General features: G+C 51.3%; 8 protein-coding genes. 5 read left to right on the top strand and 3 right to left on the bottom strand.

The features are described from left to right. Positions 1–407: 407 nt before the first annotated feature. The 5 genes from Afil_RS05735 (at position 408) to Afil_RS05715 (ending at position 7,039) form a co-directional block, all read left to right on the top strand. A complete protein-coding gene (locus Afil_RS05735) occupies positions 408–2,111 on the top strand; it encodes a PTS mannitol transporter subunit IIBC (RefSeq protein ID WP_230267610.1) in 1,704 nt (567 codons plus the stop codon). A gap of 138 nt (positions 2,112–2,249) precedes the next feature. Next, entirely contained in the window at positions 2,250–4,262 is a 2,013-nt protein-coding gene (locus Afil_RS05730; RefSeq protein WP_230267609.1) for a BglG family transcription antiterminator, read from the top strand. Positions 4,263–4,391: 129 nt separating this feature from the next. Further along, complete coding sequence (locus Afil_RS05725; RefSeq protein WP_230267608.1) at positions 4,392–4,862, top strand: PTS mannitol transporter subunit IIA; 471 nt, start codon at positions 4,392–4,394, stop codon at positions 4,860–4,862. After that, the gene (pfkB, locus tag Afil_RS05720; RefSeq protein WP_230267607.1) at positions 4,859–5,782 is read left to right on the top strand and encodes a 1-phosphofructokinase; all 924 of its coding nucleotides are present in this window, start codon (positions 4,859–4,861) and stop codon (positions 5,780–5,782) included. Before Afil_RS05725 ends, pfkB begins: the two co-directional genes overlap by 4 nt. A 3-nt stretch (positions 5,783–5,785) precedes the next feature. Beyond that, on the top strand, positions 5,786–7,039 hold the full coding sequence (locus Afil_RS05715; protein ID WP_230267606.1) for a zinc-binding dehydrogenase: 1,254 nt from the start codon (positions 5,786–5,788) through the stop codon (positions 7,037–7,039). Positions 7,040–7,454: 415 nt separating this feature from the next. Here the strand turns inward: Afil_RS05715 and Afil_RS05710 are convergent, their stop codons facing one another. The 3 genes from Afil_RS05710 to lon all read right to left on the bottom strand — a co-directional run bounded on the left by Afil_RS05710 (position 7,455) and on the right by lon (position 14,942). Continuing rightward, positions 7,455–11,570, bottom strand: coding sequence for a TIR domain-containing protein (locus Afil_RS05710; RefSeq protein WP_230267605.1), 4,116 nt, complete (start codon positions 11,568–11,570; stop codon positions 7,455–7,457). Between the two features lie 343 nt (positions 11,571–11,913). Beyond that, positions 11,914–12,525 (bottom strand): ribosome biogenesis GTP-binding protein YihA/YsxC, encoded by a 612-nt coding sequence (gene yihA / locus Afil_RS05705; RefSeq protein WP_439647322.1) that lies wholly within the window; start codon positions 12,523–12,525, stop codon positions 11,914–11,916. Continuing rightward, positions 12,522–14,942, bottom strand: a complete 2,421-nt coding sequence (lon, locus tag Afil_RS05700) for an endopeptidase La (RefSeq protein ID WP_230267604.1) — start codon at positions 14,940–14,942, stop codon at positions 12,522–12,524. Before lon ends, yihA begins: the two co-directional genes overlap by 4 nt. Between the last annotated feature and the right edge of the window lie 26 nt (positions 14,943–14,968).

Here is a 14,968-nt window from a genome sequence, read left to right as displayed (position 1 = left end):
CTTTGGAGAAATCGATACCGAGATCGATTGCAGGGATGATTGATTCCATGAAAAAGCCTCCTTGAATAAAGGAATTATCCCAAGGAGGCGGTCGAGAAAATACCCGTCTTTTATTTGACGCTTACGTTTTTTCAACAAAATGTTCTGGCTCAGAAAAGCTTGTACGCATCTGCTTTAAAACCGTTTTCCGCAAAGAATTTCTGAAATTGCTTTTTCGTGAAAGAAAGAAGATGGACGTATGTACTTTTTTATGACCAGTCGTACAAGCCCGGTGTCATGGCATGGAACGCGGTGCCGATTTTTAAAAATTCTGGCACTTTTCGCAATGCCAAATGTCAATTTGAAACCGTTGTAGGCCAAAAATAAACCACGTAGGATGGAATCAACAAAGAAAGGAACAAAACGATATGAAACAGAAGCTTCAGACGTTCGGCCGATTCCTTTCCGGAATGGTCATGCCGAACATTTCCATCTTCATTGCCTGGGGTATTATCACGGCACTCTTCATCCCTACAGGCTGGTATCCAAATGAGACACTGAATCAAATTGTTTCCCCTATGCAGCGCTTCCTGCTGCCCGTACTCATCGCCTACTCCGGCGGCGAAATGATTTACGGCGAACGCGGCGGCATCATCGGCGCCTGCGCAGCCATCGGCGTAGCCGCCGGCGTAGAAACCCCGATGTTCATCGGCGCCATGGCGGTCGGCCCGCTCGGCGGCTGGTGCATGAAGAAAGTGGATGAGTTCATCACCCCGCGCACACCGCAGGGCTTCGAAATGTTATTCACAAACTTCTCCGCCGGCATCCTCGGTGCCATCCTCGCGATCCTTGGCTGCCTCGCCATCGGTCCGCTTTGCGAAGTTCTTACTTCCGCTCTTGAAACCGGCGTTGCCTTCCTCGTTCATCACGGCATGCTCTGGCTGACGAGCCTGATCGTTGAACCGGCAAAAGTTCTCTTCCTTAACAATGCGATTAACCACGGCGTATTCACCCCGATGGGGATGAATCAGGTTGCCGAAACCGGCAAATCCATCTTCTTCCTGATTGAATCCAATCCAGGTCCCGGCTTAGGCCTTCTGCTCGCCTACTGGTTCTTTGGCAAGGGCAATGCGAAAGAATCCGCTCCAGGTGCCATGATTATCGAATTCTTCGGCGGTATTCACGAAATTTATTTCCCGTACGTTCTGATGAATCCGATCACCATCGTCGGTCTGATCGGCGGCGGCATGGCCGGCGTCATCACCAACTCGATCTTTAATTCCGGTCTGGTTTCCGCAGCTTCTCCTGGATCCATCATTGCCATCCTCGGCATGACCGCCCGTGACAGCTATCTCGGCGTCATTCTTTCCATCGCGATTGCCTTCGCCGTTTCCTTCGGTCTGAACTGCGTTCTGCTCAAAGTATTCGGCAAAGACGAAGACATGGAAGCCGCAAAACAAAAAGTCGCTTCTTCCAAATCCGCATCCAAAGGCCAGGCCGTTCCAGCGGCTGCTCCAGTCCTGATTCAGGCCGACGTGAAACTGCCGAAACTTGCCTTCGCCTGCGATGCCGGCATGGGTTCTTCCGCCATGGGCGCTGCAGCACTGACGAAAAAGCTGAAAGCCGCCGGCGCAGACTGTACGGTTCCGCATTACGCCATTAACGATCTTCCCTACGATATGGAAGCCATCGTTACCCAGGCCAGCCTGGTCGATCGCGTCCGCACCAAATGTCCAAACGCAAAAATCTATCCGGTAAACAATTTCATGGGCGGTGCTGAATACGATGCCATCGTTTCCGATCTGCTCTCGAACACTTCCAGCCCAGCTCAAGCCAAACCTTCTAAAGCGCCTGGTGCACTGGAAAAAATCGTCTTTGCCTGCGATGCGGGCATGGGCTCCTCCGCCATGGGCGCCGCGGCACTTGCCAAAAAGCTGAAAGCCGCCGGCCTGAACATTCTCGTTACCCATTGCGCCATCAACGATCTCGCCAGCGATACCGCCTTTGTTGTAACGCATGAGTCCCTTGCCGACCGCGCCAGACAGCAGTGTCCGAACGCGACGATCCGTCCAATCACCAATTTCATGGGCGGCAGCGAATACGACGCCATCGTCGAAGAAATCGCCGGCTAAATACCTGACCCTTTCTAATCTCTCATTTCCACAGGGATCCATCGCCCTGGATCCCTCCTCGTTTTCCCTCGTTTCACCTGCATGGTTTCCTCTCTGAACTTCACAAAGGAAACGTCCCTTTAAAAACACGCCACGCTTATGAACCTTACTCAACGACAGATTCGAATCTTCCGGACGCTTCTGGACCTTGAAGACGGACAGACCATCAGCACTGAGCAGCTGGCTGCCAAAGTCAGGGTGAGTCGACGAACGCTGTTTCGCGAACTCGAATCGATCCGGCTGATTCTCGAACAATACGGCCTGTCCCTTTCCCGACGGCCCGGCCTCTCGCTCAACGGGGACAGAGAAAAACTCGCCAGAGCCCTCGACACAAGACAGGCGCCTGGCGCACTCGATAAAGACGAACGGCAGGACATGCTTCTGTATGAACTGCTGCGGGCCGAAGAAAAAGAAAAGCTCATTGTCTATGCCGCCCGGTTTCAGGTTTCGGAAGCGACGATCTCGCACGATCTTGAAGACCTGCAGCCCCGTCTGGACGCCTGGGATCTCCGGCTTTCCAAAGACGGAACCATTGAAGGCAGCGAAGACGCCAGACGACGCGCCATGGCCGAACTGGTCCGTGACGGCGTCGAATACAAAACCGTGGACTATCTCGATCCCGATACCGTCCTCGAACAGATTTTCAACGGAAGTGCCATCTTCTCCCTGCTCAATCAGGACATCCTCAAACGGATTCTCGACCTGTTTTCCGAGCGGCGCGAAGAACTTGGATTAAGCCGCTACGAACAGAACTCCTATATCGGACTGGTCATTCATCTCGTCATCGCTCTCGAGCGCATCCAGGCCGGCGAACCGGCCAGCGAGCGCATCGAAGGCTTGCCGGATCTGGAAGAAAGCCGGCAGGAAGCCAGAAAAATCACTTCCTTGCTGGAAGACGAATTTGAACTGACCTTTCCGGAATCCGAAATCGATGCCATCGCGCTTCATCTGCGCGGAGCCAAGGTCAACGCCGCCACCGGTACGCTTGACCACGACCAGAACGAAATTCTCGAACTGGCCAGACAGTTTGTGGAAAGCTTCCCGCCGGGCGACGCCGCGCTGCTCAGTACCGACCCGCAGTTCATTCAGGGCCTGCTTTCCCACCTCGAACCGACGGTCATCCGCCTGAAAAAAGGCCTTCCCATTTACAACCCGCTGCTCTCTTCATTAAAGGAGCAGTACGAAGCCCTCTTTGAAAAGACACGAAACGCGGCAGCGTCGATCGAACGCACGCTTTCCCTTCCCCTCTCGGATGAGGAAATCGGTTTTCTGACGATGCACGTCGGCGCCTGCTTCGAGCGAAGCGGCTATCAGTACCGGCGAAAGATTCACGCAGCTGTCGTCTGTGCCAGCGGCATCGGCGTTTCCGCCCTGCTTCGTGCCCGTCTGGATAAGGCGTTCTCCAGCCAGATGGATCTCGAAAACCTCTCGCTGGCCCAGGCCAGAAAACGCGCAGATCTCGAGCTCTTCATTACTACGTTTTATCCCGGCACACTTCCGGCGCCGTTCATTCAGGTTTCGCCGATGCTGCCGGTGAGCGACCTGAAAAAGATTCAGGAACAGCTGGCCCTCATGCAGACCACACCAGCGCCGCTTGAAAGCGCCCAGGCCGGTATGGATCAGGATCTGCTGGAACTAGAAGAAGCCATTCAGGCCATTCGTCCGCTGCTCAACCGGATACCAATCATCCATTCCGATCGGAAAACCGCCGACGAACTGATTCACGAAGCCGCTTCGGTTTTCGAAGGCGATTCTGAGCGCCTTGAGCGCGATCTTCTCACCCGCGAACAGCTCGGACCCGTCGTCGATCCCGACGAAGGATTTGGACTCTTCCATACCCGAAGCCAGGGCACCGACAAGCCCCAGGTCGCCGTGCTTGTTCCAGATGACGGTACCTTCCATAACGGCCTGCAAGTCATTCTGGTCACCATTCTTCCCGAACAGCACACCAAGGCGATGCAGGAAGCGCTCAGCGAACTCAACGTTGCGCTCGCTCTTGATCCCGCGTTTCGAAACACGCTCAAAAGCGGACCCGATTCCAAGCGGCACGAAGCGCTCAACCGCATTCTCAGCGGCTATCTCCACCGCATTCAGAGCCGAATCGGCTTTTAAGAAAAGCCGGTCCTGCATAAAGCTTTCCCGCTTTATACGCCTCAATATTTTGAATTTTCCAGCAGCCAGACTGTCGGATCGTACCGATCCATCGAACATTCCGCACAGGAATCAGAAAGGAGCCCTCTCATGGCACTGTTTTTTAAGAAAAAAAAAGCCGAAGAACCCAAAAACGAAATCCTCAGTAAGGAAAACATCCGCACCGGATGCAAAGCCGCAACCAGCGATGAAGCCATCGTCTCCGTCGGCCAGATGCTGCTCGATGCCGGCTACATTTCCGAAGGCTACATTCAGGGCATGCTCAACCGCGATCATTCTCTGACCACCTACATTGGCAACGACATCGCTATTCCGCACGGCGAATACGAAGTAAAAGACTGCGTGAAGAAAACCGGTCTGGCCATCCAGGTGTATCCCGACGGTGTGGAATGGGCCGGCAGCCGGGCCCGCATCGTCATCGGCATCGCCGCCACAACCGATGAGCACATCACTATCCTGCAGAACATCGCCGAGCGCTTAGGCGACATGGAGATGGTTGAAAAAGTCGTTGCGGGCGATCCCGATCTGATCCACAGGATCATGACCATGGAGGCTGCATGATTACCACCGTTACCTTCAATCCGGCGATCGATAAAACCGCACAGGTTCCGCAGCTGATCGCCGGCGGCCTCAACCGCCTTGAGAACGTCCGTCAGGACGCAGGCGGAAAAGGCATCAATGTCTCCAAGACGCTCAAGGCGATCGGCCAGGACAGCATTGCCACCGGCTTTCTGGCCGGATCGGCCGGCAAGTTCATTGAAGACCGTCTCGACGATCTCGGCATCGATCACGTCTTCGTCCAGATCGAAGGCAGCACACGAACCAATCTGAAAGTGCTCGACGCCCAAATGAACCTGACTGAGCTCAACGAAGCCGGACCGATGTGCACCAAAGACGATCTCGACAAGCTGATCGATCAGCTTTCGGATCGCGAGGGCATTCTCGTTCTTTGCGGCAACACCGGACCGGGCGTTCCCAAAGACATTTACCGCACGCTGACCGAAAAAGCGCACGCAAGCGGCCTGCAGGTCATTCTCGACGCGGACGGCGGACTCTTTAAGGAAGGGATTCAGGCCCATCCGGACATTATCAAGCCCAACCGCTTCGAACTCGCCCAGTACTTTGGAAAGCGCGAAGAAGACATGGACGCTCAAACCATGATCGAACTGGCCAGAACGTTCATAAACGAAGGCGTCAAGCTGGTCGTTATCTCGATGGGCATTGAAGGAAGCCTCTTCGTAACCAGAGACCGCGCGCTTCAGGCTCCGGCACTGAAAATCCCGTTCCAGTCCGCCGTCGGCGCTGGAGACGCGATGGTCGCTGCCCTGGCTTACAGCCTGGAGCATGAAATGAATCTGGAAGACACCATCACGCTGGCGGTTGCCATGTCCACCGGCGCCTGCATGACCGAAGGCACGCAGCCCGCTGATGCAGCAACCGTAGAAACACTGAAACAGGAAGTAACCTGGAAGGAGATCTAAATCATGAAAACAAAAGCGATCCGCCTGTATGGCGTAGACGACATCCGTCTTGACGAATTTGAACTGCCGGAAATTCAGGATGACGAAATCCTGGTAAAAGTCGTATCCGACTCCATCTGCATGTCCACCTGGAAAACCGTAAAACAGGGTGCGAAACATAAACGCGTACCAAACGACGTATACGACAACCCGATCATCATCGGCCACGAATTCGCCGGCGACATCGTGAAAGTCGGCAAGAAATGGCAGAACCAGTTCAAGCCCGGTCAGAAATTCGCGCAGCAGCCGGCCATCCCCGGTCAGATGGAATCCCCGGGATACTCCTACCGTTACTGCGGCGGCGACACCGAATACTGCATTTTCCCCAACCACATCATTGAATCCGGATGCCTCTGGACGTACGATGGCGACGCCTACTTCGCCAGTTCAGTAGCCGAACCCGTTTCCTGCTGCATCGGCGGCTATCACACCAACTACCACACGATTCCTGGCACGTACCAGCACGTAATGGGTACGAAAGAAGGCGGCGATATCCTGATCCTTGGCGGATGCGGCCCGATGGGTCTTGGCGCCATCTCCTATGGCCTGACCTTTGAAAACAAGCCAAAACGCATCGTGGTTACGGAAATCAGCGATGATCGCATTCACCGTGCCAGAGAAGTCATCAGCGAAGAAGAAGCTGCCAGAAACGGCGTTGAACTCATTTACGTAAACACCGCCAAAATGGAAGATGCCGAAAAAGAACTGCGCGACATCACCGGCGGCAAAGGCTACGACGATGTCTTCGTCTACATTCCGAACCGGGCTGTATGCGAAATGGGTAACCGCCTGCTCGCCTACGACGGCTGCATGAACCTCTTCGCCGGCCCGACCGATCCGAAGTTCTCCGCCACCTGCAACCTGTACGACAGCCACTACTCCCGTACCAAAATCATCGGCTCGACCGGCGGTACCATCGATGACATGAAAGAAGCCATCGAAAAGAACGCCGACGGACGCATCGATTCCGCGGTCATGATCACCCACGTTGGCGGTCTCGCTTCCGCTGTAGACGTTACCAAGGATCTGCCAAACATACCTGGCGGCAAAAAGCTCGTCTACACCCACATCGACATGCCGATGACCGCGATCGACGATCTGGCCAGCCTCGGCAAGCAGGATCCGTTCTTCTACGAGCTCGACAAAGTCTGCAAAGCCAACCGCGGACTCTGGTCGGCCAAAGCCGAAAAAATGCTTCTGGAACACTTCGGTGAATAATTCGCCCGCACCTTGAAGTGACAGAGCCTGAGGAAATAAACGGACCGGATTTCGCCCCATCCGATCCTATCTTCCTCATTCCTTTCTAAATCTGTACCTCTTCATCTGTATCCTTTCTGTCTCCTTTGTACAGCACCCCGCCTTCATCCATCCGGCAGGGGTGTTTTCTGCAGGTTCGTGATGCGAATTTTCACCGTCTTCGCTATTTTGGATGTACACCCCATACGCCGTTCCCAATTTTTTCTAAAACGGAATTTCCCGTTTTATAACCCGCAAAAGAAAACCGCATAAGGCCTTTTATTTTCCCTGTGCGGTTTATTGGATTTATGGAATGGAGCGTCTGGCGTTTGCGTCGGCAGTTTCTGGTTTCCTACCCAGAAGACCGGGGATCGCCTGATCCATCTCGCCAGATCCGCTATTTTTTAGAGGCAGAGGCTTTTGGATCCTCAGACGAAACTGGATCCTTCGTATTTGAAACCTCCCTCAGTCCGGCTTTTTTACAGATGAGGGACAGCCAGTAATTGAGATTGTCCAGATCCCGATAATATAAACGCTGCTTCTTTCTCTCGGCCAGAGCCTGAAATCTGGGCTGCAGTCTGGTGAATATCGAAAGCGCTTCCTGAACATAGTTTTGTTCAGCCAGCGAGATTCCATAATGAAGTTCCGTAATCCCTAGATCCCTCTCGTCGAAAACATCCGCATGTTCGCACTGAAGCTTTTTTCTGGCCAGTTGAATAGCATGATGATAAGAAGCTTCGGCATTCTGCCATTCCCCGGTTCTTGAATACATATCCCCCAGACGGTCATACGTATTCATCCAGGCTTCCAGATATTGTTTTGAAAGTCCGTTTTCCGTCAAATACAGATTTTGAAAACCTTCAAGAACTTCAATGAAAATCTGGACCGCGATTTCAAATTCGTGCAGATCGTAAAAACAGCTGCCAGCCAGATATGCGGCTTTCCCCCGTTCTGCCTGAATTACAGGGAGACCATACCTTTCGTAAAGACTGTCGAAAATCTCCATCTGTTCTTGATAAACCGCAAACAATCCCGATTTCCATGCCGCTGCTTTTGCTTTTCTGAATGGGAAGGAAAGCCTCTGTTTGAGTTTTTTAAACACATCCGAGTTCCATGCTTTCCTGAGTTTTCCAAGGATCAGTTCAATACCGATCCCGGAAACTCTGAGCTGGTATTCCAGCGGTGCGGATTCGAGATGATCAACGATCGTATCGACGAAACCAAGGACTTCTGAAAAATCATTTTCATTCTCCAGATTTCCGATCTGGCAGAACAGATCGATTAATCTCTGTGTTTTCGAACAGAGCAGATCATACGCTTCTAACGGAATCAGAGCCTTCGCAAGATATCCATTCACGATGCAGCAGTTTTCCCAGGTGTATTCGTCGTTTTCCGGGCTGCGTCCATAAAAACGAAAGATATCCTTTTCTACCAGAGCGGAATCTTCCAGCAGAACATTTTTTGCCTGCTCATAATCCTTCAGATTCATGCAGCTTCTTCCGGCCAGTACAAGAAGAGAATAATGACGGAAACGATAGTCCTCATATTCCGCTGTGTCCGAAGTTTTTTCAAACAGCGCACTGGCCTCATATAAAACTCGAAGCGCTTCAGAATCCCTGTCCTGAATATATAAAACCTGTCCATACTGATATTTCAGAATGGCAAGGAAAAGCGTGAGTTCCGTAGAGTTCTCCTCTTCCAGATCCTCTTCAATCCTAGGAATCAGAAATTCAAGTTCAGGCTCCGCCTGCGCAATATTCTGGTGCTGACAGATGGTTATGATTCGTATGGCGCAATTTTCCAGTCGAGTGCGTGTATCGGGATCCGGATCCAGTTTATAAAGCTTCTGGAGCCGTTTTAAAAGAATCCTGCGGTATACAGCTTCGCTTTCTTCATCCTCCTGCTGAGGATACAGATCCGCAATATTTTTCAAAATCATCTCGTCCTGCAAAAGGGTATCGCAACTGGCACAGTCCTCTGCAGACAAGACGGACCGAATCTTCCACCAGCTTACAAAATGCTTCAAAGCTCTTATGTGATCGCCCGATTGCAGAGCGCATAGGGCTGCGTTGCTCAAGGCTGTGAACAGATTCTGAAGCGAAAGATCATCGCGTCGCAAGTCGTAGTCTTTCCGTGCGGACTGAACGCTTTTTTCGAAATGGCCCAGCGCCGTTTCAAGGTCTCCTGAGCCATAAAAGATGCGTCCCATATCGCTCTCCAGTACATTTTCCAGAGAATCGGGATGATCGGAATTTGCAGGAAAGGCATTCAGCTGATTCAAAGCCTCTCTATAAAACTGAATCGCCCGTTCTGGATCCCTTTGACGTTCAAAGAACAGACCCGCTTTTCGAATCGAAGCTGCCGCTTCTGGAAAGCGCATGGAAACTTTTTCCGAATCTATTTTGTCTTTGTTCAGCTGGTTCTTCTCTACCGTGCAGTCCTGCATTTTCAGCAGGGCCATCTGATAACAGCTTTTGGCCTGTTTTTCTGAATCGGTAAGAGAATGGCTTTCTCCAAGCCCGTATAAACAAAGAATCATTTCCAGATTGTCATCTCGCGTCCTGTTTTGAATGTCAGAGATTCTTTTTATGGCTTTTTCAAAATAAGAGCGCGCACAGGCCGGTTTGTTCAGGCGCATATAATTCTCGCCCATCAGCCTGTATATATGAGCCAGACTGCTTTGATCGGACGGCGAAAGGTAAGCGCCTTTGTCAAGCAGAATTTTTTCCAGCTGTCGTAAGGTTCGAGCCGACTGCACATAGTCTTCCTGTTCCCTGGACAGCCAGGCCTTCAGCATCAAATCTGTTTTTTCTAAGTATTCTTTGCAGAAGGCGTATCCAGTGGTGCTGTTTTGGATCATGTCCTCAATTTTCTTCAGCAGATTGGAAACCCCATCCATATCCTTTTCTTCACACAGCAATGTCGCTTCAAGACCCGTTAAGTACGCTTCCCATTTCAATCGAGTACTGTATACATCCGCGCCAGAGCTGTCGTTCAGCGTCTTTTTGAATGCATTCAAAGTTCTTCTGGCTTCACTGAGATGATTCTGCTTTTGCAGGATGGAGATCCTGTCGTACCAGGCTTTCCAGTAGACATCCAGCAGTTCGACACTCTCTTCGAGGCGATCTGCCAGAATATTGGTAAGAGAGCGGTAAGCGCGTAATGCTTCTTCATATTTTCCCTGCGCTTCTTTGACCTGGCCGAGAGTGGAAAACAGAAGAACGGTTAAAGGATATACATCAAACTGGCTCTCTTTTAACGCCTGCATAATCGGAAGCAGGGAGTCGTTTACTTCCTTCTCCGCTTCTTTGTACAGCCCAAGATGGATCAGATCCTGAAGGTATCCCTTTAGCGCAAGGTAAAGCTGCAGGGCATGCTCCTGGTCCCTCCTGTTCGCAAACTGTTCAGCACACCTGAAAAGGTATCGTTTAGCGTACGTTAAAGCGGTCCGATAATTTCGGCGGACTCCATCGCCAGAGAAATACATTTCCGACAATTTTCTGAACGCTTCAATATAGCCTTTTTCGGCAGCCTGTCCGATCAGCATTTCTGCCTTTTCACCGTTTCTTTTTTTATTGATTCCTTTGAGAAGTGCCAGCCCGAGATAATAAAGCTTTGAGGGATCGCTGCCATCGAATGAAGTATCGGACTGGAGAAGCCGGTTCAGTCGTTTGCGTAAAACGGGGTCACTCACCGAACGAATTTCCGGAAGATCTTTATAGAGACGGGCGAGCTTTTCTGAATCCGCTGATTCCATTTCGATTGGAATTATCGTTTTTTTCGCATCCAGAGCCAAAGGGTATTCCTGTTTACTGATATAGTTTTCTTCTTCCAGTGCCGGGGTTACCAGCAGTGTGAAAACTTCACTCTTTTCCAGATTCTCTTTGATCACCTGATTAAAATCTTCACCAGGGATCAGATAATCGTCATACCATAACGCGACATCCCATGACGTTTCCAGAGACTGAAGGTATCCCATGAGGTTCTGTGCGTACTGCCAGTCTTTTTTCCGGTAGCTTATAAAAAGATGAAGCCGGAAGGAAGACTGGATCTTTTCAATAACATCCAGACTGACAAACATCTTATCCAGATATTCCTCCATTTTCCCTTCCAGCGTCTTTCCCTTGAGCAGATCGGGTTCCAGCTCAATAAACTGAAGATCTCCAAACACTTCCGCATAGTCGTCAATAAGGCTCGAATCGCTTAATATGGGAAGTGCAGGAAGCTTATTTCGGTCAAGAAAAGGCAATAAATTGTCTTTCAGGAAGGACTGCTTCTGGAGCAGCGATGCGGTAACGGGTACGACAGCCAGAAATACGTTTTCAAGCTGTTCCATGTCAGTCTCAGTCATTTCCTCGATGTTTCCGTCGAGCATCAGAATCGAGCAGTAAACTCTTGAAAATACGCTTTGAACAATCCGCTGGTCGATCTGTTCGGATTCGGAAGAGATAAGAAGCACCTTGGGTCGTGTTTGAAAATTTCCGTTGTCTGGGGTTATGATTTTCAGTTTCATTTTCTTTCCTCCTTTTCTGGTTCGTCAGAAATAAGGACAGCCTGATTCGATACCTGTTGAAGCCATGTGTTTATCCATTCATATTTTCAGGATTGTTTTTTGCTTGAGATAAGGAAGATATCTCAAGGATTGCACCGATGACCGTCCTGGATGTTCACGCAAATGTAAGCGCTTTCCCCTGCATTTATGAGTATAGAAGAAAAAGGCAGTCGGAACAGGATGGATTATTTTCTTCAATAAACGTGTTATAAAAAAGTAACGTTCCTAATCGTTTGCTGCACAAAAAAACCGCATAGGGAATTTCATTTTCCCGTGCGGTTCGCTTGTTTCATGGATTGGAAAGCTAGGCGTTTTCGCCGGCTACTTCTGCCTTCTGGCCAAGCAGGCCGAGGATCGCCTGATAAATCTCGTCAAATCCGCTCTTTTCTACCGAAGAGATCGGATAGATGGATTTCATCGGAATCTGCAGATCGCGCGAGATGACTTTCAGAGCGGCCTGTCGTTTTGTCTTAGGGACCTTATCGATTTTGGTAGCCCCGATAATGATCCTGCGGCCGGTCTGCTTAAAGTAGTCGATCATGTCCAGATCGTCTGCGCTAGGCGCATGACGGGCATCGACCAGGCAGACAACGCCGGCGATCTGTTTGCGTTCTCCGAAGTAATCGTCCATCATCCTGCCCATCTGGCGCAGCTGGGCCTGTGAGAGCTTCGCATAGCCATAGCCTGGGACATCGACCAGCGCCCACTGTCCGTCAATATCAAAGAAGTTGATCAGCTGAGTTTTGCCGGGGGTGGAACCGACGTACGCCAGCTTCTTGCGACCAGTAAGCGCGTTAATGAAACTGCTCTTGCCGACGTTAGAACGGCCGACAACGACGATTTCCGGCAGATCGCTGTCCGGCCAGTTGTCCTTGCCGGAAGCGGAGACGAGAAAGGAGCTGTTCAGCTGTTTCAAGCTACGTCACCTGCCTGAACTGCAGGCTGTCCTGCAGCTGCAGCAGGAAGTGCTGCGGTTTCTGGATTCGTCTTGGCTTTTCGGGTACGCGTTTTCTTTTTCGCCTTGAGCGGTTTGGTGAGCGCGTTGGCGAGAACTTCATCTACGGTAGCTACCGGCGTGAAGGTTACGGCTTTACGCACTTCTTCCGGAATGTCTTCCAGATCCTTTTCATTCATTTTTGGAATGAGGATGCTGGTAATTCCGCTGCGGTAGGCGGCCAGGGATTTCTCTTTCAGTCCGCCGATCGGCAGAACGTGTCCGCGCAGGGTCACTTCACCGGTCATCGCCAGATTGGATTTCACCGGGATGCCGGTCATCAGCGAGGTCAGAGCAGTCGTCATCGTTACGCCAGCCGAAGGTCCGTCTTTTGGTACGGCGCCTTCCGGTACGTGCAGATGAATGTCGTTTTTGGCGAACAGTTCTCCGTCTATGCCGTAGCGATCGGCATTGGCACGCACGTAGTCGAGCGCGATGGACGCGGATTCCTTCATGACATCGCCAAGCTGTCCGGTCAGGATCAGGTTTCCCTTGCCTTCGAACTTATTGGCTTCAATCTGAAGGATGTCGCCGCCAAAGGACGTGTAGGCCAGTCCGGTAACGGTGCCGACCTGATCTTCCTCTTCGCGCTTGCCATAGTCGACTTTCTCATTGCCAAGCCATTCGTGGATGAGATCCTTGTCGATCACAACCTTGTCGAATTTCTTGCGCAGAATGCCGAGGACGGCTTTGCGGGCCAGAGAGCCGAGGGTACGTTCGAGCTGACGAACGCCGGCTTCTCTTGTGTAGTAGCGAATCAGATAGAGGATCATGGCATCGCTGATTTCGAACTGTTCCGGTTTCAGACCGTTTTCTTCGAGCTGTCTGGGCACGAGATGACGCTTGGCGATCTGGATTTTTTCCACATCGGTATAGGACGAAATCTCAATGATTTCCAGACGGTCTTTCAGAGCGGCCGGGATGTTTTCGAGGTAGTTTGCGGTAGCGATAAAGAGAACTTTGGACAGGTCGTACGGCTCTTCGATGTAGTGATCGGAGAACAGCGCGTTCTGTTCGGGGTCCAGTACTTCCAGCATGGCCGAAGACGGGTCGCCTTTGTAGTCGGAAGCCATCTTGTCGATTTCATCAATCAGGAAAACCGGGTTGATGACTTCGGCTTTTTTCATGCCTTCAATGACACGGCCAGGAAGCGCACCGATGTACGTACGGCGATGACCGCGGATTTCCGCTTCATCGCGCACGCCGCCAAGGGACATCTTGACGAAATGACGGCCCAGCGCGCGGGCAATCGATTTGGCCAGAGACGTCTTTCCGACTCCAGGAGGGCCTGCGAGGCAGAGGATCGGCGCTTTCAGAGACTGGGTGTTCTGCTTCACGGCGAGATACTCCAGAATACGTTCCTTGACTTTTTCCAGACCGTAATGGTCTTCTTCCAGGACCGCTTCGACCTGATCGAGGTCTTCGTTGTCCGTGGTCGTCTGCCACCAGGGCAGATTCATGAGCCAGTCAATGTACGTCTTGATGATGCCGGTCTCGCCGCTGGCTGCCGGCAGCGTTTCGTAGCGGTCGAGTTCTTCGAGAACTTTCTTGCGAATGTTTTCCGGATACGGATTGTCTTCCAGGCGCTTGCGGATTTCCTGGCCTTCCTTGCCGATGGACGGTCCGTCGGAAAGCTGTTCCTGCATCGCCGCGATTTTCTCGCGAAGGAAGAAGTCCTTCTGGTTCTGATCAATACGTTCCTTGACGGTTTCGTTGATCATTTTTTCTACTTCCGCCAGATACTTTTCCTGCTCAATGTCTTCTTTAAGCATGTACAGTCTGGCGTTAATGCTGGTTGTTTCGAGATACTTCTGTTTCCGTTCGATGGAAAGCGGGAAAATCTGGGCCGCCTTGTTGGTCAGATTTTCCGGCGTAATTCCTTTGGAAAGGTCGAGCAGGAGTTCTTTGGACATGAACTTTTCGCCTGTTTTCATCCCTTCCAGGGACTCTTTAATCATCCGCATCAGAACGGTTTCTTCCGTTTCATCTGCTCTTTCGGATTCGAGAACTTCGACTTCGCAAAGATCAGACAAGGCGCCTTCTTCAAAGCTTTCAAGCTTTACCCGTTCAATACCCTGAAATTTCACGCGGACGAAACGGTCGAAACGACGAGCATGACGGATCCAGCAGAGGGTACCCACTTTGTGGATATCGTCTTCGGTGGGAGCGTCAATATCATTCTTGATCTGTGAGAACATGCAGATCTGGCCGCTGTAGTTTCCCTGTGCGTTATCAATCGCGCGGATGCTGGATTCCCGGCCGACGTCAATGACGATTTCCTGGCCAGGGAATACAACTACGCCGCGAGTGCAGATAATGGGATATGTCTTGGAATTCATTCAAGTATACCTCCTGTCTGTTACGG

It is taken from the genome of Allobaculum fili (assembly GCF_020969955.1).
Classification (GTDB): domain Bacteria; phylum Bacillota_I; class Bacilli_A; order Erysipelotrichales; family Erysipelotrichaceae; genus Allobaculum; species Allobaculum fili.
This window is presented reverse-complemented; position numbering and strand designations above follow the sequence as displayed.

What these genes read in the sequence shown, in the direction of transcription:
- Afil_RS05735 (WP_230267610.1), top strand. Translation starts at nt 408, where the DNA reads ATGAAACAGAAGCTTCAGACGTTCGGCCGATTCCTTTCCGGAATGGTC.
- Afil_RS05730 (WP_230267609.1), top strand. Translation starts at nt 2,250, where the DNA reads ATGAACCTTACTCAACGACAGATTCGAATCTTCCGGACGCTTCTGGAC.
- Afil_RS05725 (WP_230267608.1), top strand. Translation starts at nt 4,392, where the DNA reads ATGGCACTGTTTTTTAAGAAAAAAAAAGCCGAAGAACCCAAAAACGAA.
- pfkB (WP_230267607.1), top strand. Translation starts at nt 4,859, where the DNA reads ATGATTACCACCGTTACCTTCAATCCGGCGATCGATAAAACCGCACAG.
- Afil_RS05715 (WP_230267606.1), top strand. Translation starts at nt 5,786, where the DNA reads ATGAAAACAAAAGCGATCCGCCTGTATGGCGTAGACGACATCCGTCTT.
- Afil_RS05710 (WP_230267605.1), bottom strand. Translation starts at nt 11,570, where the DNA reads ATGAAACTGAAAATCATAACCCCAGACAACGGAAATTTTCAAACACGA.
- lon (WP_230267604.1), bottom strand. Translation starts at nt 14,942, where the DNA reads ATGAATTCCAAGACATATCCCATTATCTGCACTCGCGGCGTAGTTGTA.